Consider the following 21,903-nt stretch of genomic DNA (forward strand, 5'->3'; position numbering starts at 1 on the left):
TGCTCGGCTCATCCCACGAGCCGGTCGAGGGCCTGGTCGAGAGCCTCTGTGGCACCGGTCGTGCCGGAAGCGACGCTGGACAGGGCGATCTGAAGGGTGTGGGAGACGTCCTGGTACTTACGGTCGGAGGGGCGTGCCCGGCCGTAGCGTGCGATGTGCTCACGGAAGATCGGCGTGAACGGGTCCTGCTCATAGGCCTCGTGGCCGTAGATGCTCTGCCGCGGCGGCAGGTAGCCGCCGAGGGAGCACCACCGGGCCATGCCGCCGTCGCCGACGTAAGCGGAGTCCACCCAGTCGAGGCCGGCGGCGATCTTCTCCTCGTCGTCGGTGAACGCGGCCCACATCCAGCCGCCGGTGGCGCTGACGTGGTGGTCGCCGCCCAGAGTCGGCATGGGGGCCACGCCCCACCGGCGGAAGAAGCCCCCGCCGCCGCTCTCGCCGCCGTCCTTGATCAGTCCGTCGAGGACGGCGGCCTGCCAGCTTCCGCCGAGGAACATCGCGGCGCGGCCCGCGGCGACGTCGGCGTTCTCGTCGTCCTCCAGGTCGAAGGCGGCCACGCGCCGCGGCGCGGCACCGCCTGCCGCGGCGCGTTCCACGGCCTTGAGGCAGGAGAGCATGGCCGTGTAGTTCCGGCCGGAGCCGAAGGCGGGTTCGCCGTCTCCGTCGAAGAGTTCGGCTCCCTGGCTCCAGTAGGCGGGCCACAGGGTGGTGGTGACGGCGCCTTCGCTGCGTCCGGCGGGGAAGAGCAGCGAGTGGCCGCGCCGGGCGAGCGGCCCGGCCATGGCGATCATCTCGTCCCAGTCGCTGGGCGGGGTACGCACGAGGTCGCGGCGGTAGTACAGCACCCGCAGGTCGGAGGTGAACTGCAAGCCCCGCACGTCCGAGGCCCTGGGCTCCATCTCACGGCGCATCGTGGGGAACCAGTCCGACAGGTCGAGCCCCAGCCGCTCCAGGTGGTGCCGGATCGGCTGCGCGTACGGGGCGATGCGGCCGAAGATGTAGGAGTCGACCTGGGCGATGTCCGGTGCCCGGCCCTGTGACGCCTGGAGCAGCAGCTTCGCCATGGCCGCCGAGCTGTCGTTGCTGGTCACCAGCGGCTCGATGCCGTACCGGTGGCTGTCGCGGTATGCGGCGAGCTTCCGCTTGAGGTAGCCGGCCCTCTTGGGATCGGGTGCCTGGAGCGAGTACGGCGGTATGGCCTGCCAGCCGGTCGTCCGCGGACCGCTTCCGGCCCGCGCGCAGCCCGGGGCGAAGGCGAGCGCGGCGGCCGCACCGCCGCCGCGCAGCAGTTGCCGCCGGGTGGGCTGCCGCGAGGTGGGCTGCCGCGGGGTGGGCCTCGGCCCGCCGCCCGTGCCGCGAGCGCCGTGCGGTGGATGTCGCATACGTCATCGCCTCCTGGCGGTCGGTGCTGCGGGCCGCAGCCGCAGGGTGGTGATCCGGCCGCCGGGGAGCGGCAGCCGCAGGGTGCCGTCGTGCTGGATCTCCAGCTGCTGAAGGGCGTTCTCCTCCAGGTCGCAGGACCCGGCGGAGGCCACCGGGAACGCGGGGGCGAGGGTGGCGGTGACGGGGGTGCCGCCGCTGTTGAACAGGCGCACCACGATCCCGTCGCCGTCCTCCGCGCTCTTCACGGCGGTCACGACGGCCTCGGCCGGTTCGGCGCCGAGCCCCAGCGGCGGCGCGCTCCGTGCGGGCCCGCCGGGCAGGGCACCCTGCACCGCGTGCGTCAGCAGCGGCAGGGCGAACTCCTCGGCGGTGCGGTACAGCCCGGCGGTGGATCCACTGCCGCCGTACGGGCGCAGCGCCACGCGGAAGGTGTGCCGGCCCGGCAACTGGGCGCCGGGCGTGGCCAGTTCGGGCCCGACCTTGTGGGGGCGCAGCGGGTGGTCCTGCCGTGCCAGCCAGCCGACGCAGCGAAGCAGCGTCACGTCGAGCACATGGCCGTCGGTGTGCCTGTACTCGTGCAGGCCCTCCGTGAAGACGGCCAGCCCGGCCTCCGCGTCCTCCAGCGCGGCGAAGCGCCGCATCGCGAACGCCCCGGTGGGACGGTCGCGCCAGCCCTCTCCCCCGGGCTGCTCGGCGGAGCGCCGGACGATGCCGTAGGCGGACTCGGCCAGCGAGTGGTCCGTGTGCAGGCCGGTGGGCAGCCGCAGCCGGAGCCGGTGGTCCTCGGCGGTGTTGTCGACGGTCACTTCCGTCTCCACGCGGTCGGCGCCGCGCGGAAGCCGCACGGTGAGCGCGACGGCCACTTCGGCTGTGCGCTCGCTGCGGGCGGTGCGCCCGGAGTTGAGTGCGGCGGGAACGGTGAGCACGGTACGGGCGTGCAGCGTGCCCTCCCCCGGACCGTCCGTGATGTCCCAGGCGGCGGCCTTGGATGAGACGGGCCGGTCCCCGGTGAGTGGGCCGAAGCCGTACTCGTCGCCGGCGTCGCCGTCGTCGAGCAGCTCCATCAGTCCGCTGTGCCGGCGGCCGGTGGAGAGGTCGGTGACGGTGAGGGTGCCGTCCGGTGCGATCCCGGCGCGGAGGAGGCCGTTGTCGAGGGTGCGCCCTTCGCGGACGGTGGTCGGGTACGCGGCGGGGCCGGGGTTCTGGGGCGCGTCGTCCAGCGGCACGAGGCGGTACAGGGCCGGGGCGAGGGCGGGGACGTCCTCGGCGTGGAAGGTCAGCCGGTCCCGGCGTATCTCCTTGCGGCGGTTCAGGGTGTCCTCGACCCGTACGGCCGGGGCGGGTTCGGCGGTGAAGGGCACCCGCAGCCCGCCGGGTCCGACGAGTGCGCAACGGCTCCAGTCCGTACGGGCGGAGGGCTGGGTCCAGCCGAACAGCCGTCGGCCCAGCGGCACTTCGGGGTCGGGGACGACGTCGACGCTCACCTGTCCCGAGCGGGGGAAGGCGCTGGGGTTGAACACGGCGACGGGTATGCCGCCGTGACCATCGCCGCCGTCGCCGGGCGCGGCGGAGGCGGCCGCGCCGTGTGCGATGCGGGCCAGCGCGTCTCCGGCCACGGCGTCGGCTGTCTGCCCGACCCGGGCGAAGCGTGTGTGCATCTCCTCGTGGACCTCGTCGACGGAGCAGCCGCAGATCGAGTCGTGGGCGTAGTTCTTGACCAGTTCCCGCCAGGAGTGGCGGAGCGAGTCGAGGTGGCTGCGGCCGTCCTGCACGGCGGCGACGGCGTCGAGCCGTTCGGCGATCCCGCAGAGCCGGGTCTCGGTGGATTCGTTCAGCCGCTTCATCGGCGTACGGGTCGAGCCGATCCCGTCGAAGACGTCGTGCTTGCGTCCGTAGCGCAGCTCGCCGCTGAACTCGGCCTGCGGCTGGGGCCGTTCGTCGGTGAGCCGGCGGAACTCCTCCAGCCCGCCCAGCCGCAGCCGCGGTCCGCCGGCCGACTTCTGGGCGTCGTCGAGGGAGCGGACCATCTCCGGCACTCCCTGCTGCGCCCGCAGGTGGTCGCCGCCGTTCAGCAGCAACAGGACACCCGTACGGGACCGTTCGCCGAGGCGGTCCAGCAGCTCGCCGAGGCGGTCGTAGCCGACGAGGATGCCGTGGTGGAGGGAGAGGGTCTCGGGGTCGCCGGTGAGGACGGCGGCGTTGGAGTAGCTCTCGGCGAGCCAGTGCACCCTGACCCGCGAACCGTCGGGGGCGCTCCACTGGAACTCGCTGCCGGCGGCCGCGGTCTCGTCCCCGAAGCCGCGCATGGCGTAGAAGGTGCCGATGCCGAACCCCCGCAGGATCTGCGGGAGTTGGTGCACGTGGCCGAAGGTGTCCGGCAGATATCCCTCGCGCATCACATGCCCGTACTCGCCGCTGACCCGGCAGCCGATCAGCAGGTTGCGCACCAGTGCCTCGCCGGAGACGTGGAACTCGTCCGGCTGCACGTAGAACGGGCCCGGCCGCAGCCGCCCCGCCTCGACCAGGGCCGTGAGCCGCGCCTTACGCCCGGTGCGGATCTCCGTGTAGTCCTCGAGGATCACCGCCTGCCCGTCGAGCAGGAAGGCGGGCAGAGCGGGGTCTTCTTCGAGCACGTCGATCAGTTCGTCCAGGAACTGCACGAGCGCGAAGCGCATCGTCTCGAACGGGCTGTACCACTCGCGGTCCCAGTGGGTGTGCGGCACCACGACTGCGAGGGGTTCCTGGGACGCCGCCGATGCGGGCGACGGGGCGGGGACGTGCACGTTTCTCCTGTACGGAAGGGCGCAGAACGAACGTCAACGTTGACCGACAACGTTGACGTACTTGCGGGAGCAGTGCACACTTGTCGTGCGCCGACGTCAAGAGCCGCGGCGGAATTCACGCACAGCCGTCGACCCATGAGGGGGTGCCGGGACCGGTGTCCGGGACGGGCAGGGCAGACGGCCGGGCGGGACGCCCCACGATGAAGGACGTCGCCGCGCACGTCGGCACGAGCATCAAGAGCGTCTCCCGGGTCCTCAACGGCGAAGAGGGAGTCTCGGCCGCCACCTCGGAGCGCATCCTCCAGGCCATGGCCGAACTCGGCTTCCGCCGCAACGACTTGGCGCGGGGCCTGCGCCAGAGCGACCGGACGCGCACCATCGGGCTCGCCCTGCCGCAGGCCGGCACGCGCTTCCACGACAGCCTCGTGCACGGCATCGACGAGATCGCCCGGGAGCAGGGCAGCCTGGTGCTGACCGCCTCCTCCGGTACGGCCGCACGCGAGCGCGAGACGCTGACGGCGCTGTGCTCACGGCGGGTGGACGGCCTGATCGTCGTTCCCTCAGGGGAGGATCACGGTTTCCTGCGGCCCGAACAGCAAGCCGGCGTCCCCGTCGTCTTCGTCGACCGGCCACCGCACGGCATAGCGGCAGACGCCGTCCTCACCGACCACGCCGAGGGCGCCCGCGAGGCCACCACGCACCTCATCCGCCAGGGGCACCGGGGCATCGGGCTCATCGGGGACGACGAGCGGATCTTCTCCGTCGCCGAGCGCGTCAGCGGCCACCGCGACGCGCTGCGCGCCGGGAACCTGCCCTACGAACCGGAGTCGACGCGCCTGGGCGCGCGCACCGCCGAGGAGGCCATGCAGGCGTGCCGGGAGCTCCTCGGCTCCTCCCGGCCGCCCACGGCGCTCTTCACGCTCAACAACCAGTGCACCATCGGGGCCGTGCGCGCGCTGCGCGCCCTCGGTCTGAGCAGGAAGGTGGCGCTGGTCGGCTTCGACGACTTCGAGACGGCCGAGCTGATCGACCCGCCGGTCACGGTGATCTCCCACGACGTCGAGGAGATCGGGCGGACCGCCGCCCGGCTGATGTTCGAGCGGATGGCGGGCCACTCCCCCGCACCGGCCAGGACGACGCTGCCGACGAAGCTGATCACCCGCGGCTCGGGTGAGATTCCGGGGCCTCAGGCCGCGGCGGGAAGCGGCCCACGGTGAACGGCCGCGCCCGGCCCCACCCCGTTCGCGGCTGTTCTCAGTGACCCCCGGCGGCCGGCGCCCGGCCGCCGAACCGAAAGGCCGAGAGCGTGGAGATCTGGATCAACCCCGCCTGTTCCAAGTGCCGTTCGGCACTGTCGGTGCTGGACGAGGAAGGCGCGGAATACACCGTCCGCCGCTACCTCGACGACCCGCCGGCTCCGGCTGAACTGGTCGACGTACTGCGGCGGTTGGGGCTGGAGCCGTGGGACATCGCCCGCACCGGCGAGCCCGCCGCCGCCGAACTCGGCATCGCCTCCTGGCCCCGTGACCCGGAGAGCCGCGACCGGTGGATCGACGCGCTCGCGGCCCACCCCTCCCTGATCCAGCGGCCGATCATCACCGCGGACGACGGGAGTGCCGTGGTGGGCCGCTCGCCGGAATCCGTCAGGTCCGTACTGGAATGAGGAGCCCGCTGCTCAAGGGGCGGGCCGGGCACCCGGCTTGCCGTGCAGCAGCGTGGGCAGAGCCTTCAGCGTGCTCCGGCGTCCCCATGCGATGACGGCGAGCGGGACGATCATCACCAGCGGGAAGGCGGCCGAGTCGCCGTGGAAGACGGTGAGCTGCGTGATGAACGCACCGATCATCAAGGCGATCAGCCCCAGGGCGGCCAGACCCGACAGCCACGGCGTGATCAGCCCTATTCCGCCGGCGAGTTCGAGGACGCCGACGAGATACATCAGCCACATGCCGGCGCCGATGTCCTGGAAGGTGTCCACCGCCATCTGCTGGCCGATCAGCTTGGGAACCGCGCTGCCGAGCGCGTAGAACAGGCCGACCACCACCTGTAGTACGCGCAGGGCGATCTCCTTGCCCCGTCCCTGCCGGGCCACCGGTCCCGATGCGGCCGGCCCCTCGGCCGGGGTGCCCGACGGGGTGTCTGCGGACTGGTTCATGACGTTCTCCTCTCGGGTGTGCACTTTCCATACCCCGGGAGCAGACCCGTCGCGCACGGGTTTCTCATCGCGACGGCTCGCAGGGGCCCGTCGAAGAGGCGCCGGACGCCGCCGTCCCGGCCAAGGCGGCCAAAGGGGGCGGAATCCGGCGTCTGGCAGGTCAGTTCCGGTGTCCGCCCGTGAGCCACGCGCCGAGCTTCCTCACCGTCGACCAGCGGCCGATGACGACGAGCGCGAGCGGGATGAGGATCAGCGCCGGGGTGGAGACTCCGCGGCCGTCGTAGAGGGTGAGGTGCGTCAGGCACGCGCCCGACATCACGAACATCAGCCCGAGCGCGGCGAGACCGGAGAACCAGGGCGTGATCAGGCCGACGGCGCCCAGCAGTTCGAGCACGCCGGTGAGGTACATGAACCACAGGCCGAAGCCGATGTCCTGGAAGGTCCCCTTGGCGCCGGAGTCGGCGGTCAGCGCAGGCAGCGCCCCGACCGTGATCATGAAGTACGCGAGGTACAACTGCACGGCCCACAGGGCGACTTCGAGCGCGATACGGGCCGGTCCTTGAGGGCGGGAGGGACGTGCGGCCGAGGGACCGGCCTGGGAGGTCGGCGGGATGCCGCTCGCGTTCGCCATGATGGACTCCTTCTGCGGACGGTGCAGACGCGATTGCCGGGGCGGCCCGGCAGCTGACGTCTACCACCGGCACGGCCTCGGCGGAACTCCCCCGCCACGGCAGAAGCGAGGGCGCCGCCCCCGCGTGGAACGCGGGGCCTGTGAGATCCGTATCACGTGCCCGGTACGCAGCGCAGACAGTTGTCCATCATGGTCGACATCCGGTCCGCCAGCCTCCCGTACGGCGGGCGACGGCCGCCCACCGCACGGCACCCGGTGGCCCTGCGAACGGTGTTATGCGCGTAGCGTGACGGGCTCAGTCCGCCTCGCGGATCCGCTGTCGTTCCACCGTCCGCAGCCAGTCCGCCTCGGTGCCGGCGCTCCGCAGGCCGGACGGTCCGGGCTGCGTCACGAGGCCGTGCAGCAGCAACTGCCAGTGCCCTGCGAGGCGTTGGTGCACATCGGCGCCCGAGTCGCCCGTGCGGCTGGTCTGTTCGGAGTGGGCTCCGGAGGCGAGGCAGAAGGCGAGTTCGGCGACGGCCTCCGTGGTGGCCTCGCCGCGCAGCGTGCCCTCCTTCTCCGCTTCGCGGGCCACGTCGGTGAAGACCTGCTGCCAGCAGGCGAACGGGTTCACCTCCGGGTCTGGCGGGGTGTCCAGTTCGCGTGCGAGCTTCACCGCGGCCCTCGCCAGATGGTCGTGTTCCAGCTGGTGGGCCACGAGGTGAGTCAGGTCGACGAGGGTCTGGAGTGCGGGCTGCGCCTTGTCCCGGAGCAGTTCGGCGGCACGGTAGGAACGGGTGCAGGCCTCGCGGCGTACGGTGTCGGCGAGCTCTTCCTTGCTTCCGAAGTGGAAGGAGAGAGCGCCCTTGCTCATCGCTGCGCCGCGGCTGACCTCGAACAGCGTGGTGCGCTGGTAGCCGAGGCGGTCGAACGACTTCGCCGCCGCCATCGTCAGTGCCTGCCGGGTGAGTTCTGCGCGCTCTTGCCTCATTCGGCTTTCTTTCCCTTCAATGCGTTCCGGTCCGCGGGGAGACGGACCGTCAGGGGCGGCAGTGCTGTGGGGAGTCGAGAAACTGCCGCCTCCACAAACATACAAAGTGTTCTGTTTTTTTGCGCCGGAAGGGGTGACAGAGTCTCCTGACAGCAGGCGTCCCGGGGTGCTGAAGAGGTGCCGGCGGTGCGGGTGGTGCCGGGCCGTACGGCGGACTTCAGGGCCGTAGGGCGGACTTCGGGCCGTACGTCAGGAGTCAGGGGGGCAGGTCAGGGGGTCCAGGGGTCCGAAGGTCAGGACGAGGCCGTACGCGCGAGATGGGCGCGGTACCAGGGGGCGGCCTCGCCGAGCGCGGCCAACGGGCCCTCGCCGGGGGCCGACCGGCAGGCCTGCCACACGTCCGTGGCGTAGTGGTGGTCGAAGGCCAGCAGCCTCAGCTGGCGTTCGCCGACGCGGCCGGGATGCGCCTCCAGCAGATCCTGGCACTCCCGCCACGTCAACTCCCCGCGGACGGGCGGCAGTACGCCGAGCTGTGCGAGCCTTCCCAGCAGGTCCCGGTTGCGTACGGGCTCGGGGTGCACGGCGTGCCGGACCCCGCGGGCCGGATCACCGGAGCCGGACGGGCCTGTCGTCGCGAGCGCGGCGGTGGTGACGAGCCGCGCCAGATCGTTCACGTCGATCATGGACAGCTCCGCCCGCCCTCCGCGCCAGTGACCCGGTACGCGGCGCACGAGTTCGGCCAGAGCGGGGACGACCCAGCGGTCCCCCGCCCCGGTGACCAGGCCGGTCCGCAGTACGAGGGCGCCGTGCCGCAGGGCGTGCGCCTCGCCGGCGAGTCTGCTGCGGCTGGCGGGCGAGCCCGGAGCGGGTTCCAGGTCGCCGACAGCGGCGCCGCGGTGGGGTCCGCGTCCGTAGACGGCGGTGGTGGACAGCGACACGATGCGCTCCACGCCGGCCCGCTCGGCTTCGCGCATCAGCGCGTCGGTGCCCAAGTCGTTGACCCGGGTGCACAGTTGCTCGTCGGAGCCGATGTGGGAGGCGGCGTGCACCAGCACGCGCGCACCGGAGCAGGCCCCGGTGAGGGTTCCGGGCCGGGCGAGGTCGGCGTGGACCTGCTCGACCCCGGCGGGCAGCGGGAGGTCCCGGCGGGCGAGGACCCGTACGTCCGCGTCCTGCCCCGTCAGGCGGCGCAGGACCGCCGAGCCTATGAAGCCGCTCGCGCCGGTGAGCACCACCCTTGCGGTCATCCGGCCGCCAGCAGCGGGGTCTCCGGGTTGACGACGAGTTCCGCGGCCACCTGCGGCGGTGCGATCCCCAGCAGCATGTACTGCCACAGGTCCGCGATGCGGTCGGGCAAGTCCTCGCGCCGGCAGGAGAGTTTGGAGAAGTGCTGCACACCGGTGTAGCAGCCGACCAAGAGCACCGCGAGTCGCTCGACCTCGACTCCGTTGCGCAGCTGGCCTCTTGACTCCGCGGCGGCGAGCTGGCCGCGGAAGACCTCCGCCCACTGCCGGTACGGCTCGTCGTCGCGGAAGCCTATCTCCTCCTGCTCCACGGCGAGCCGCACCCCCGCGCGCAGAAGCTTGTTGGTCTGGAGCTCGCGGGCGAGGAGGAGGGTCGTGTCGATGAGGCGCTGCAACCCGTCCGGCCCCGGCGGCAGTACGACCGCGTCGCGCTGGGCGTGCATGACCGTACGGGCCAGGTCCAGCTTCGAGGAGAAGTGGAAGTAGAGGGCTCCCTGGGTGATGCCCGCCCGTTGCATGATCTCCGTGATCCGTGCCGCCTTGTAGCCCCCCTCATCGAAAACCTCAGCCGCCGCTTCCAGGATCAACTGGCGTGTCTCCACGGCACGTTGCTGCATCGGTTTCGCTCTCGCCGCAGCCATCCGATCTCGTCCCCAGTGGTTCTATCGTCTTTCAGGCACAGGTCTCTGTCATTTTCTCGGACCGCACCCGCCCGGAGGACCGCACATGGCTTTCACCCCCGATGTGCCCCAACTGCCGGAGAACACAGCGTACTCGTGGCCCGTGCCGCGGGAGCTGGTGCACAAGACCGCGCACACGGAGGTGCTGCTGACCGGCTGGCGGCAGTCCGGGGAGCGGGAGTTCGAGGTCGGTGCGCAGTGGCCCCGGGACCACGGTTTCTGGCGTACGGACGACGGAGGCGTACAGGATCCGATGCTGCTGGTCGAGACGACCCGGCAGGCGCTTCCGCTGTTCGCGCACGCGGCGTTCGGGGTTCCGGCCGGGCATCAGCTCATATGGGACCACCAGCACTGCGTCTTCTCGGTGCCCTTCTTGGCGGTGTCGGGCAGCCCGGCCGAGGTGACGCTGCGGCTGTCGGCGTCCCGGCCCCCCGAGCACGGGGCCCGGAAGCGCCAGATCGCGCTGACGATGAGCGTGCACTGCGGGGAGCGCACCCTCGGCACCGTGTCCACCGTCTACAGCGCGCACAGCCCCGCGGTGTACCGGCGGCTTCGCGGCCCGGGCACGCCCGCGCCGCCGGAGGCCATGGCCGCCGCTCTCGTGCCGCCGCGTCCGCTGGCCCCGGCGCTGGTCGGGCGCGAGAGCGAACGGGAGGTGGTGCTGGCCGCGGCCGACGACGGGGACGGGGACGGGGACGGCACGGCCGTGGCGGGGAGAGCCGGGCGGGTCGTCAACGGGCGTGGCGGGGAGGGGAGTTGGCCTCGCCGGCAGCTGCGGGTGCTCACGTCGAGTCCGTGGCTCTTCGACCACCCCGTCGACCACGCACCCGGCATGCTGCTGATGGAGGCCGCCCGGCAGGTCTCGCACCTCGCCGCAGCTCCGCACCGGCCGCGGCTGACGCGCATGGACGCGGACTTCCACCGCTATGTCGACCTGGACGAGCCCGGTTGGGTCGACGTCTCCCCCGGTCCCGTGGCTCCGGCGGCGGGAGCGCCGCAGCCGAGCGGGGAGCGCACCGTGACCGTGGAGATCACACAGCACGGCGAGAAGGCGTTCAGCGCGGTGGTCGGCTTCGTCACAGAGGAGACGCCGGACGCCGCCGGACCGGCCGGGAGGAAGGGAGACACGGCGCCCGCCGCCGTCCCGCCGGGCCTCGGGTAGGGTTGCCTCCCTCAGCACACACGCCGTCCGAGGAGGTGGGAGCCATCACCACCGTGGAAGTTCCCCTCCCGCGCGGCGAGGTCCGCGCCGCTGACGCTCCGTCCCGCTGAAGCGCCGACGCAGCCCGCACGGGAGCCGGGAGCCCGGTCCGGACCCCTGAGAGGCACGCGCCGTATGTCTGTCCCTCCCCCATCCGATCCCCCGTGGGTCTCGTGCTCGGCACTGGCCGCCCGCCTTCGTGAGGCGGGCTGCGTATTCGCCGAGGACGAGGCCGAGTTGATGCTGTCCGCCGCCGGTACGGCCGCTGAGCTGGCCGCCATGGCCGAGCGCCGGGCCACGGGGCTCCCCCTCGAACACGTCCTGGGCCGGGCGGAGTTCTGCGGCATGCGGATGGTGGTGGAGCCGGGGGTGTTCGTGCCGCGCAGGCGCACCGAGTTCCTCGTACGGCAGGCCGCGGCCGTCACCCGTCCCGGAAGCCTGGTGGTCGATCTGTGCTGCGGTTCGGGCGCGCTGGGCGCCGCGCTCGCGGCTGCGGTGGCACGTGAGCACCCGCCGCACGAGCAGGGCAGCGGCGCGGCGGGTGCCGCCGGTGCCGCCGGAGCCGCCGGTGCGGTCGAACTGCACGCCGCCGATATCGATCCGGCAGCCGTGCGGTGTGCACGCCGCAACGTCGCCGCCGCCGGCGGCCGGGTCCACGAAGGCGACCTGTTCGCGGCGCTTCCGGCGGTGCTGAGGGGCCGCGTCGACGTGCTGCTCGCCAACGTGCCGTATGTGCCCACGGATTCGCTGGGGCTGCTGCCTGCGGAGGCCCGCGACCACGAGCCGGTGATCGCGCTGGACGGCGGTGCGGACGGGCTCGATGTGCTGCGCCGGGTGGCCGCCGAGGTGCGGCACTGGCTCGCACCGGGTGGCCGGCTGCTGGTGGAGACGAGCGAGGACCAAGTCGAGGCGGCCGCAAGGGTGTTGGAGCGCGGCGGGCTCACGGTGCGGACGGCCCGCCGCGAGGAACCGGCCGCCACCGTCGTCACCGGACGCCGCAACGCCTCCCGCGACGGGCGGACTTGACCGGTTGATCGTCTGAGCCCGGCACCGGTCGGCCGCCGGGCCCCGATCGCTCAGCCGCCCTCGTCCGTACCGGCTTCCGTGCGGCTGGCGGAGACACCGGGGCCGGTGCCTCCGCCCCAGCCCAGCCGGTCGAAGACCGTCGCCGTGGCGAGCGTGGCGAGGATGACCAGCACGGTCTCCCAGCCGACCGTCAGCACCCAGGAGACGGCGGAGGGCAGCCTGTTGCCGCGCACTCCGAACGCCGCCCGGCTGAGCACCATCGTCGGCGCGGATCCGCGCTTCCCCGCCACCGCGACGAGGCCGCAGAGCAGGAAGGAGAAGACGATGCCCGCGATGCCGGCGGCCAGGGCCTGCCAGAAGCCGATGCCGAATCCGAGCGCGAAGGAGCCGTAACTCAGGCCCAGCACCGAGACGTTGGAGGCGAACCACGGCCAGAACAGCTGCGCGGGCCGTCCTTTGCGCTCGGTGCCGCCGATGATGTCGAGGCCGTTGGTCTCCACGGCGAGCGCGGCCTTGCGGGCGGGCCGCTCGGCGGCGGCGTGCCCGCCGGGTGCGTGCGGCGGCTGCGGCGAGTCCTGTGATCCCGCCTCCGTACCGGCCACTTGGCACCCCCGTCCGGCCTGATCCGACGCTTGGAGCCTGCTGGCGGGTGCGGTGCCGCGTCAAGTACGCACCGTCGGGGCGCTGTTGGGGCTGTCGGGCATTCCGGCCGCGAGCACGGCGCTGCTGGACACGGCTCTGCCGGGAGGCCCGGACCCCGGGCCTCCGGGCCTCCGCGGGGCGCACCGCCCCGTGACGTGCGAAGCAACCGCGTTCTGCCATGACCGTCGAGGGCGCCTCCGGAGTCGCGGCGTACCGCCGAGCAGGTTCCGGAGCCCCGCGCGGCACCGCGGCCCGGGAAGACCAGACAACCGGAACGAGGGCGTTCTCGTGAGGAATTGAGGGGGGAACGTGCCGTTCGTTCACCCGCCTCCCCGAACGTCGACCCGGCCGTGATACTTGTGTGCGTCGGCCAGGGAACGGCAGTCAGAACGATCGATCTGCGCGGTCCGCAGCAGTACGGGCGTTGCCCGTGCCGCGCGCGAACGCGCAGTCTGGACAAGGGCTTTCATGGGGACGGCGACGATACAGGTGCGAGTCCTGGCCGTCGCGGGCCGGCGCGTGTGGATGGCGGTGAGCGGCACGCTGTCCGGCGCCACGCTCAGAGTCCTCCACTACAGCCTGAGCGCCCGCGCCACGGACGAGCGGACGCAGATCTACCTCGACCTCAACGCGGTGCGCTGGGACAGCTCCCTTTCCGCAGCCGAACTCCTCCGGCTGCTGCCGGCAGGCGCCCGGCTGCGCTTCCACATCGTCGGCGCGCACGAGGACTTCAGGGAGCGGCTGGCTGCGGACGCGCGGTGCCGTCTGCACTCGGACGTGGCCTCCGCGTGGGCCACGTGGTCGCGGCAGTCCTGAACTCCCGCCGCCGCGGCAGGAGTTGGCCATCCGGCCCCCCGGCCGTCACCGGAACGGTTCCGCGGCGGACTTACGGAGCGGAGGTCCGCCGGGGCCAGAGGCCTTCCGAGCCAGCGGGCCTGCGGCCCGGCGCTCCCCTCTAAGCCGCGTCCAGAACGGCGCTGACCGTCTTGCCCCCGCCGGGCGCGGCGGTGACGTCCATCCGGCGGGCGAGGCTGCTGACCATCGCGATGCCCCTGCCGCTCTCGCTCTCGCGGGCGGGCCGCCGCACACGCGGCAACCGGCGGCCCTCGTCGCGTACTTCGACCGTGACGGTGCCCTCGCCGCTGCTCAGCCGCAGCCGGCAACGTCCCTGACCGTGCAGCGCCGCGTTGGTGACGAGCTCGGAGACGATCAGCCTCGCCTCGTCGACGCGGTGCGCCGCCTCCGGAGGCGTATGGCTGCCGGTGAGGAATCCGGTGGTCAGCTGGCGGGCCCAGCGGGCCGACGCGGCCCTGCGCGGCAGTGTGTACTCGACGCGTGCGATGTGCCGCGGCCGGCGCGGACTCACGCGCATGACGTTCACTTCCCCTCGGTGCCGGCGTACGCCCGGGGCTGCCGGGGCCGGCTGCGCGAATCGAGACCTGCGGACTGTCTTTCCCGGCGGGAGCGCGGGCATTCACCGCGCGGCGCGACCGGGACATCCCGGGCGAAAGCTTCACTTTTCCTTGACACACGGAGGCCGCGGCCGTGCCTCAACGGCTGTGCCCGCCCGGAGACTTGTCGGACTTCTCCGCTGCCGCGGCGAGTTCGTCGACGACGAGATGCTCGCGGTCCGTCCTGCCCGTGCGGTACGCGGCCCGCCCGACCATGTGCGCCGCCACGGGCACGGTCAGCAGCTGGAAGATCCCGACGAGGAGCAGCGTCCCAAGGTCGGCGGCGCTGCGCAGTCTCAGGCCCGCCCCGACGAGAACGAACAGCAGGCCGAGCACCTGCGGCTTGGTGGCGGCGTGCATCCGCGTCAGCACGTCCGGCAGCCGTACGAGCCCGATCCCCGCGAGCAGGCACAGCACGGCGCCCGCCATCATGCACGCCATGGCCGCGATGTCCGCGGCCCCCGACCAGTTCATCCGCCGCTCCCCTGCTCCGCCGCGCCGCCGTCGGCGCGCTTCCCGTTGCGGCCGCCGTGCGGGCCGTCATGACCGGCGGCGGCCCGCTCGCCGCCTCCGCCGCCCTCGTCCGGGTCCTCGCTTCCCGCCTCGTCCCGCAGCGCGAGGAAGCGGGCGATGCTCACCGAGCCGGTGAAGCCGAGGAACGACAGGACCAGCAGCGCCGGCAGGTAGTACGGGATCTGCCGTGCCGCGGTGAGGACGCCGATGCCCGCCATCACCACGGCGGCCAGGGCGTCGAGGGCCACGGCACGGTCGAGGGTCGAAGGCCCGCGTACCAGCCGTACGGTGACGAGCGCCCCGGAGGCGAGCAGCATCCCCACGACGACGCTCAGGGCCGTGTCCACGGGCCGCTCCCTCCGCCGGAACCGCCCGTGACCCCGCCGCGGCGCGCGTCGAGGGCCGCGACGTCGGCGCGGGTGCCGAAGGCCCGCACCACGCGGTCCTCCAGGCGCAGCACCTCATACCGCGCCCGCTCGCGCTCGGTCTCTCCCTCCGCGCCCATCACGTGCACGTACATCGTTCCCGAAGCCCTGTGCACGTCGAGGACGTTGCTGCCGGGGACGGCCGCGACCGCGACGGACGTGGCCGTCAGCATCAGGTCGCTGGGGCTGCGCATCCGTACCGCCAGCACCGCGCACACCGGAGGCCGCGTGCCGAGGATGTATCTGTTGAGACGCCAGCTCGACGCGGCCATGTCGAGCACGAACCGGACCGTGAAGCGCAGGACGCCGACGGGACGCAGCCGTACCTGGGTCTCGATCGGGGGCAGCGGGAAGATCACGCACACCACGACGCCGACGAGTACGCCCGTGAGGACGTTGGCGGCGCTCAGCGTGCCCCACAGCAGCACCCACAGCACGGTCAGCCCGAGCACCGTCGGCCACTGCGCGGCCCGGATCCGGCTGCGGCCGCGAGGGGGTCCGCCCGGCACTCCGCCCGCGGGGTCCGGCGTGCCCGGCCCGGCGGCGGACTGTTCACTCATCGGCCGATCACCGCCTTCACATACGGGGTGCGGGCGGTCATCTCGGCGGCGACGCGGCTCGTCAGGGACGACAGCGGCCCCGCCAGCACGGTGACCGCCAGCCCGAAGGCGACCAGCGCGGCGGTCGGTACGAGCATCGCCGCCGGGGGCTGTCCGGTGGTGATGGCACGTCCTCCGAAGCTCGCGGCCTCGGCCCGGCCCGCGACGACGTCCACGTCGACGGCTCCGGTGCCGCCGCCGAGGGCCGCCCCACCGCCCGCTTCGCCCGCCGCTCCACCGCCCGATCCGCCGCCCGCCGACTCCTGCGGAAGTTCCTCTTCCGTCTCGTCGGTCTCGACGGTGTCGAGCACCACCCCGACCACGTACAGCTGCGGCGGCGCCGCCCGCCAGAAGCCGAGGTTCCACGCCTTCGCCAGGGCGTACAGCGTGAGCAGGCTCGTGGCCACTCCGGCGGCGATCAGCACGTAGACCAGAGCGCCGCCGTGTGCGACGCCCGCGCGCAGCAGCCCGAACTTGCCCAGGAATCCCGCCAGCGGCGGCACCCCCGCGAGGTTCATCGCCGGTACGAAGAAGACGAGCCCGAGGACCGGCGAGAGCTTCGCGATGCCGCCGAGGCGCCTCAAGTCCGTGGTGACGCCCCGGCGTTCGACGAGCCCGACGACGAGGAAGAGCGTGGTCTGCACCGTGATGTGGTGGACGACGTAGAAGACCGAGCCGGCGAATCCGGCGCGGGAGGCCAGGGCGATCCCGAAGATCATGTAGCCGATGTGGCTGACGAGGGTGAAGGACAGCAGCCGCTTGAGGTCCGTCTGCGCCACCGCCCCGAGGATGCCCACCACCAGCGACAGCAGCGCGAGGACCATCAGCACCCCGCTGAGCCGGTCGCCGGGGAAGAGCAGGGTCTGGGTGCGCAGCATCGCGTAGATGCCGACCTTGGTCAGCAGCCCCGCGAAGACGGCCGTGACGGGGGCGGGCGCCGTCGGATAGGAGTCGGGGAGCCAGGCGGCCAGGGGGAAGACGGCGGCCTTGGTGCAGAAGACGGCCAGCAGCGAGATCTGTGCCAGCACGGCGATGCCTGCGGGCAGTTGGTCGAACCGGCGGGCGAGTTCGGCCATCGTCACGGTGCCCGTCGCCGCGTAGACGACGGCGACGGCCGCGAGGAAGAGCACGGAGGAGAGCAGCGAGACGATCGCGTACGTCGCCCCCGCGCGGATGCGTGTGACGGTGCCGCCGAGCGTCAGCAGCACGTAGCTGGCGGTCAGCATGATCTCGAATCCGACGTAGAGGTTGAAGAGATCGCCCGCGAGGAAGGTGTCGGAGACCCCGGCCACCAGCACCAGGTAGGCGGGGTGGAAGACCGACATCGGGGTGGCCTCCTCCTGATCGGCCATGCCCTGGCCGACGGAGTAGAGCAGCACGCACAGCGTCACCGACGAGGAGATCACCAGCATCAGCGCAGAGAGCCGGTCGGCGACGAGGACGATGCCGACCGGGGGCCGCCAGCCTCCCGCGTACATGACCTGCGGGCCGTACCGGTCGGCGTCGACGAGCAGTACGAGGGCGACCGCGAGGACGGTCGCGAGGACGACCGTGCTGATGACGCGCTGGGCGCGCTGTAGCCGTACGCCGATGCCGAGCTTCAGCCCCGCGGCGAACAGGGGGAGGATCACCGGCAGGGCGACCAGCGCCGAGGCCGGGCCGTCGGCGCCCGCGGGCGAGGCGGCGATCACCGGGTGGCTCCGGGGACCGGGCCGTGACGGGAGCCGGAACGGGGACCGAGTGCGGGGCGGAGACCGAGGACGGGGCGGAGACCGAAGGCGGGGCCGCGGGCGGTCCCGGGGCGGCCGGCGGTCCCGGGGCAGCGGGCGTTCAACGGTCCGCCCCGAGGATGGTGTCCCACATGTCCTCGTCCGCCGGTTCCTCTTCCGTACGGACTCCGCGCGCGTGGTGCGACCTGGTCTCCGCACGGGCGCGGCGGCGGGCCTCGTGGAAGTGGGTGCCCGCGCCGCGCATGCGCGCCGGAGCGCCTCCCCTGCCTTCGCCGCCTGACCGTTCCCCGCCCGTCCGCCGGGCGGCGCGCCGTGCTTCGTCGCCGGTGCCGAGCATCAACTCCCGGCGTCTGGCGCGCCGTTCGCGCCGCTCCCTGAACGGCCGGCGGGCGTCGGCGTCCTCTCCGTGCTCCTCGCCGTACTCGGCGCGATGTGCCACACGCAGGTCCTCCACGTCGTCCTGTACGTCGTCCGTGCCGGACAGCTGCCAGGCGCGGTAGGCCATCGCGGAGAGGAACGCGGTCAGCGCGAGCGTGATGACGATCGCCGTCAGCACGAACGCCTGCGGCAGCGGGTCGGAGATGCGCCGCGGCCCGAGGACCCGGTAGAGCAGCGGGGCCCGTGAGGCGGCGCCCGACGTGGCGAGCAGCAGGAGGTTGACGCCGTTGCCCAGTACGACGGCGCCCAGCACGATGCGGGTGAGGGGGCGGCTGAGCAGCAGCACCGTGCCCGCCGCGATGAGCGCGCCGCCGGTGGCCACGAGCGCGACCGTCTCGTTCATCCCCCGGCCTCCCCGCCGGCCCGCGCGGTGCGGGACTCTTCGCGCAGGGCCCTCTCCACGCGGCGGTCGATCTCGGAGCCGAGGCTGCGCAGCACGTCCAGTACGACTCCCAGTACGAGCAGGTAGACACCGGTGTCGAAGAGCACGGAGCTGGCGGCGTGGAACTTCCCCACGACCGGCAACTCCCCGTGGTAGGTGCCCCCTTGGAGCACGGAGCCGCTCAGCACCAGCCCGGTCAGGCCCGTCCCCGTCATCGTCATCAGGCCGAGGCCGAGCAGGAATCCGGCGTCGACGGGTGCGGCGGCGTCCAGTTCGTACCGTCCGCCCGCGAGATACCGCACGGCGAGGGCCAGCCCGGCCACGAGACCGGCGCTGAAGCCGCCGCCCGGCAGGTTCTCGGCGCAGAAGAGCAGGTAGAGGGAGAGCACCACGATGGGGTGGAAGACGAGCCGGGCCAGCACCTCGAAGATCACCGAGCGGCGTTCGGGGTCGAGGGTGCCGCTGCCGGTGAGCCATGTGCGGCGCGGGACGGCGCCGACGGCGCCCACAGCTCCGCGGCGTGCGGGCCCGCGCCCGGCCCTGCCGCCGGACCTGGCGGGTACGGGCCACACGTGCCCGGCGCGCTGTGCGCCGCCGCGGCCCTGGGCGCCGTGCGCTCGGCGTTCGTGTGCCCGCGACGGTCCGGGCGCCGGGGAGGGGCCCGCGGCGGAAGCGGCGGCCGGGCCCGTGGCGGCGGGTGCCGGCTCGGGCGCCGCGGGCCAGGCCGTGACGGGGCTGCCGGTGCGGCGGCGCAGAAAGACGAGGCTGGTCACGCCGACCGCCGCGACCCCGAGCACGGCGGACTCCCCGAGGGTGTCCCAGGAGCGCAGGTCGACAAGGGTGGTGGAGACGACGTTCTTCAGCCCGTGGTGTGCGGTGGCCGCCGTCAGCCCGGGACCGGACGGCGCGCTCTCCCGCGCGGCTCCGGCCACATACGTCAGCACGGCGGCGAAGCCGCCCGCGGCGAGTCCCGTCACGAGCCGGGTCACACGCCGCACCGTGCTGGTGCGCCGCTCGTCGGGGAAGCGGGCGGGAAGTCTGCGCAGCACGAGGACGAAGACCACGAGGGAGACGGTCTCCACGGCGAACTGGGTGAGTGCGAGGTCCGGCGCCCCGTGCAGTACGTACAGCACCGCCGTGCCGTATCCGGTGACACCGGCGAGCACCACGGCGGTCATCCGCTGACGCGACGTCACGCACAGCGCGGCGACCATGCAGACGACGACGGCGACGCCGAGCTGCGGCACGGAGTCGTACCAGCGCACCGGTCCGGCATGCCGCCACGGCGGGTCGACGATCATGGCGACGCTCTGGGCGGCGATCAGCACGCCGAGCACGGTCCCGAGGTACACGGGCAGCGATCCGCGCTGGACGGTGCCGGTGACCTCCAGGGCGGTGCGTTCCAGCGCCCACAGGGAGCGGGCGAAGACGTGGCGGCCGTCGGGCAGTGCCAGCCGCCGCCCCAGGCGTTCCAGCGGACGCGTCCTCAGGAACAGCGCGCCGCCCGCGGCCCAGGCCATCGCGGACAGCAGAAGCGCTACGCCCGGCCCGTGCCACACCGCGAGTTCGTACGGCCCGGACCCGGACGCGGGGAACGAGCGGGCGTAGCGGCCCAGCAGCGGTCCGAGGACGAAGACACCCGGCCCGAGCGCGATGCCCGCGAGAACGCACACGGCCGCGGGCACGGTCAGCAACAGGCCCGTACGCGCACGCATGGGTGTGGCCGCGGGCGGGCTGCCGGCTACGGGCGGCTTCACCGCGAAGGCGCCCCAGAGGAAGCGCAGCGTGTACGCGGTCGTCAGCGCGCTGCCCGCAGTGACGGCCGCCGTGACGGCGACGGTCACCGCTCCGGGCGGGCCCGCGTCCCCGGTGTGCAGCAGGCCGGTGAACGCGGCCTCCTTCGCGGCGAATCCGAGCACCGGCGGCAGCCCCACCATGGACGCACCGGCCGCGACGGCCACGGCGAACACCGCCGGCATGGAACGGCCCAGCCCCGAGAGCCGGTCGGAGTGCCGGGTGCCGGTCGCGTGGTCGATGATGCCCACGACGAGGAAGAGCGGGGCCTTGAACAGGGCGTGCGCGAGCAGCATCGCGGCACCGGCCAGCGCGGTGCCGCGAGTGCCCGTGCCGGTCAGCACGGTGAGGAAGCCGAGCTGGCTGACGGTGCCGTAGGCCAGCAGCCGCTTGAGGTCCTTCTCGCGCAGCGCACGCCAGCCGCCGAGCAGCATGGTCGCGGCGCCGAGGGTGAGCACGGTCGCGCGCCAGGCGGGTACGTGTGCGTAGGCGGGCGCGAAGCGTGCGACGAGGTAGACCCCGGCCTTCACCATGGCGGCGGCGTGCAGATACGCGGACACGGGGGTGGGCGCCGCCATGGCGCCGGGCAGCCAGAAACTGAAGGGCCACAGCGCGGACTTCGACAGTGCCCCGGCGAGGATCAGCACGAGCGCCGCCACGACCGCGGGCCCGGCGGGCGGCGGGTCGGCGAGGATCCCGGAGATGCGGTACGTGCCGGCGGCGTGGCCCAGCATCAGGAAGCCCACCAGCATGGCCAGTCCTCCGGCGACGGTCACCATCAGCGCCTGGAGCGCGGCCAGCCGGTTGGGGCGCCGCTCGGGCACGTGGCCGATGAGGAGGAAGGAGAAGACGGTGGTCAGCTCCCACATGACGTACAGCACGACCAGGTCGTCGGCGACCACGAGGCCGAGCATCGCCCCGGCGAACGCGGTGAGCGTCCCCGCGAACTGCCCCAGGGAGAAGGCGGGCCGGGCGAAGTAGCCCGCGCAGTAGACCAGGACCACCGCGCCGATGCCGCCGACGACGGCCACCATCAGCAGGGCCAGCGCGTCGCAGCGGAAGTCCAGTTCCACGCCGAGCGCCGGCATCCACGGCCACCGCTCCACCACGGCATGTCCGTCCGCGACGCGCCCGTACTGCCGGACGGCCCAGCCCAGTGCCGCCGCCGGGATCAGGGCCAGCACGAGGAACGCACGCGTGCCCAGCCACCGCACCAGGAGCGGAGCGGAGCATGCCCCGGCGAAGTGAAGGAGGATCAGCGACAGCACAGCGCAGATGATTCCACGCCGAATCAGGCAATACGGGGACGAAGCCGTCACCGGTCTCGGAGTGCGGCCCGGGACAGCAGCCGGGGGCGGATCGCGGCCACGGGACCCCGGAACCATCCACGGCGGAAGCCCGCACCCGGGCGGACGGACGAGGAACGGACGACCGTGACCGGCGCGGAACGGGCGCGGTCCGGTCATTGCACGGCGTCACCGGGCTCGGTCAACGACCGCCGCCCCGGCGGGAGTTGAGCCCGCGCACGCCGGGCCCCGGCCCGCCCTGGCCCCCAATTCACCCGTCTGCCAGTTTCCCTGCTCAGCCACTTTCTGTGACTCTTGGAGAACTCAGGGTGAGCAACCCCTACATCAGGAGTCCCCCATGATCCTCAGCGTCTCCGGCGTCCTCCTGCTCGGCTTCATCATCTTCCTCTTCACCCGCAAGGACGGGCTCAAGATCTCCCACGCCCTCATCTGCGCGCTCTTCGGCTTCTATCTGGCGGGCACCGCGATCGCGCCCAGCATCAAGGCGGGCGGCGCCAGCCTGGCGGGGCTGCTGGGCGGCCTGAAGTTCTAGCGCGGCGGGTGCGGCGTGCG

The 21,903-nt window shown here is 73.0% G+C and carries 20 protein-coding genes and 1 pseudogene; 6 read left to right on the forward strand and 15 right to left on the reverse strand.

All coding sequences use genetic code 11. The features are described from left to right. Window positions 1-8: 8 nt before the first annotated feature. A complete protein-coding gene (locus HCC61_RS29050; RefSeq protein WP_169140673.1) occupies window positions 9-1,382 on the reverse strand; it encodes an extracellular solute-binding protein in 1,374 nt (457 codons plus the stop codon). Window positions 1,383-1,385: 3 nt separating this feature from the next. Then, complete coding sequence (locus HCC61_RS29055; protein ID WP_169140675.1) at window positions 1,386-4,166, reverse strand: glycoside hydrolase family 38 C-terminal domain-containing protein; 2,781 nt, start codon at window positions 4,164-4,166, stop codon at window positions 1,386-1,388. Between the two features lie 200 nt (window positions 4,167-4,366). On the opposite strand from HCC61_RS29055, the gene HCC61_RS29060 reads away from it, so the two are divergent. Together HCC61_RS29060 and HCC61_RS29065 are read left to right on the forward strand one after the other, a co-directional pair. Next, window positions 4,367-5,383: a LacI family DNA-binding transcriptional regulator gene (locus HCC61_RS29060; RefSeq protein ID WP_169140677.1), complete on the forward strand. Its 1,017-nt coding sequence runs from the start codon at window positions 4,367-4,369 to the stop codon at window positions 5,381-5,383. An 89-nt stretch (window positions 5,384-5,472) separates the two neighbouring features. Continuing rightward, window positions 5,473-5,829 carry an arsenate reductase family protein gene (locus tag HCC61_RS29065; protein ID WP_169140679.1) on the forward strand — a complete coding sequence of 119 codons (357 nt, stop codon included), beginning with the start codon at window positions 5,473-5,475 and terminating at the stop codon, window positions 5,827-5,829. Window positions 5,830-5,841: 12 nt separating this feature from the next. On the opposite strand, the gene HCC61_RS29070 is transcribed toward HCC61_RS29065, so the two are convergent. The 5 genes from HCC61_RS29070 to HCC61_RS29090 form a co-directional block, all read right to left on the reverse strand. Beyond that, complete coding sequence (locus tag HCC61_RS29070; RefSeq protein WP_169140681.1) at window positions 5,842-6,318, reverse strand: DoxX family protein; 477 nt, start codon at window positions 6,316-6,318, stop codon at window positions 5,842-5,844. Window positions 6,319-6,478: 160 nt separating this feature from the next. Then, window positions 6,479-6,949 (reverse strand): DoxX family protein, encoded by a 471-nt coding sequence (locus tag HCC61_RS29075; RefSeq protein ID WP_169140683.1) that lies wholly within the window; start codon window positions 6,947-6,949, stop codon window positions 6,479-6,481. A 295-nt stretch (window positions 6,950-7,244) separates the two neighbouring features. Then, on the reverse strand, window positions 7,245-7,919 hold the full coding sequence (locus HCC61_RS29080; protein WP_169140685.1) for a ScbR family autoregulator-binding transcription factor: 675 nt from the start codon (window positions 7,917-7,919) through the stop codon (window positions 7,245-7,247). A gap of 293 nt (window positions 7,920-8,212) precedes the next feature. Continuing rightward, entirely contained in the window at window positions 8,213-9,166 is a 954-nt protein-coding gene (locus HCC61_RS29085; RefSeq protein ID WP_169140687.1) for an NAD(P)-dependent oxidoreductase, read from the reverse strand. Then, window positions 9,163-9,804, reverse strand: a complete 642-nt coding sequence (locus HCC61_RS29090) for a ScbR family autoregulator-binding transcription factor (protein ID WP_240969390.1) — start codon at window positions 9,802-9,804, stop codon at window positions 9,163-9,165. The genes HCC61_RS29085 and HCC61_RS29090 overlap by 4 nt, the downstream gene beginning before the upstream one ends. A gap of 85 nt (window positions 9,805-9,889) precedes the next feature. Between HCC61_RS29090 and HCC61_RS29095 the strand changes: the two genes are divergently transcribed. After that, window positions 9,890-11,005, forward strand: coding sequence for a ScbA/BarX family gamma-butyrolactone biosynthesis protein (locus HCC61_RS29095; protein ID WP_169140689.1), 1,116 nt, complete (start codon window positions 9,890-9,892; stop codon window positions 11,003-11,005). Between the two features lie 174 nt (window positions 11,006-11,179). Next, complete coding sequence (locus HCC61_RS29100; protein ID WP_169140691.1) at window positions 11,180-12,070, forward strand: HemK family protein methyltransferase; 891 nt, start codon at window positions 11,180-11,182, stop codon at window positions 12,068-12,070. A 104-nt stretch (window positions 12,071-12,174) separates the two neighbouring features. Here the strand turns inward: HCC61_RS29100 and HCC61_RS29105 are convergent. Beyond that, window positions 12,175-12,570, reverse strand: a pseudogene (locus HCC61_RS29105) (cytosine permease); the annotation flags it as partial. A 610-nt stretch (window positions 12,571-13,180) separates the two neighbouring features. On the opposite strand from HCC61_RS29105, the gene HCC61_RS29110 reads away from it, so the two are divergent. Beyond that, complete coding sequence (locus tag HCC61_RS29110) at window positions 13,181-13,528, forward strand: hypothetical protein (protein WP_169140693.1); 348 nt, start codon at window positions 13,181-13,183, stop codon at window positions 13,526-13,528. 139 nt (window positions 13,529-13,667) lie between these two features. Here HCC61_RS29110 and HCC61_RS29115 read toward each other — a convergent pair whose 3' ends face one another. From HCC61_RS29115 to HCC61_RS29145, 7 genes are all read right to left on the reverse strand, one after another. Next, window positions 13,668-14,078: an ATP-binding protein gene (locus tag HCC61_RS29115; protein WP_346777436.1), complete on the reverse strand. Its 411-nt coding sequence runs from the start codon at window positions 14,076-14,078 to the stop codon at window positions 13,668-13,670. Between the two features lie 184 nt (window positions 14,079-14,262). Continuing rightward, window positions 14,263-14,637, reverse strand: a complete 375-nt coding sequence (gene mnhG / locus HCC61_RS29120) for a monovalent cation/H(+) antiporter subunit G (protein WP_169140697.1) — start codon at window positions 14,635-14,637, stop codon at window positions 14,263-14,265. Next, on the reverse strand, window positions 14,634-15,023 hold the full coding sequence (locus HCC61_RS29125; RefSeq protein WP_346777437.1) for a monovalent cation/H+ antiporter complex subunit F: 390 nt from the start codon (window positions 15,021-15,023) through the stop codon (window positions 14,634-14,636). Before HCC61_RS29125 ends, mnhG begins: the two co-directional genes overlap by 4 nt. Then, entirely contained in the window at window positions 15,008-15,661 is a 654-nt protein-coding gene (locus tag HCC61_RS29130) for a Na+/H+ antiporter subunit E (protein ID WP_169140699.1), read from the reverse strand. The genes HCC61_RS29125 and HCC61_RS29130 overlap by 16 nt, the downstream gene beginning before the upstream one ends. Next, window positions 15,658-17,388, reverse strand: coding sequence for a Na+/H+ antiporter subunit D (locus HCC61_RS29135; RefSeq protein ID WP_169140733.1), 1,731 nt, complete (start codon window positions 17,386-17,388; stop codon window positions 15,658-15,660). Before HCC61_RS29135 ends, HCC61_RS29130 begins: the two co-directional genes overlap by 4 nt. Window positions 17,389-17,530: 142 nt before the next feature. Further along, complete coding sequence (locus HCC61_RS29140; protein ID WP_169140701.1) at window positions 17,531-18,211, reverse strand: Na(+)/H(+) antiporter subunit C; 681 nt, start codon at window positions 18,209-18,211, stop codon at window positions 17,531-17,533. After that, window positions 18,208-21,312 (reverse strand): Na+/H+ antiporter subunit A, encoded by a 3,105-nt coding sequence (locus HCC61_RS29145; RefSeq protein WP_169140703.1) that lies wholly within the window; start codon window positions 21,310-21,312, stop codon window positions 18,208-18,210. The genes HCC61_RS29140 and HCC61_RS29145 overlap by 4 nt, the downstream gene beginning before the upstream one ends. Before the next feature lie 376 nt (window positions 21,313-21,688). Here HCC61_RS29145 and HCC61_RS29150 point away from each other — a divergent pair, with 376 nt between their 5' ends. Further along, window positions 21,689-21,883 (forward strand): hypothetical protein, encoded by a 195-nt coding sequence (locus HCC61_RS29150; protein WP_169140705.1) that lies wholly within the window; start codon window positions 21,689-21,691, stop codon window positions 21,881-21,883. Window positions 21,884-21,903: the final 20 nt, after the last annotated feature.

This window comes from Streptomyces sp. HNM0575, from assembly GCF_012726265.1.
Taxonomy (GTDB): domain Bacteria; phylum Actinomycetota; class Actinomycetes; order Streptomycetales; family Streptomycetaceae; genus Streptomyces.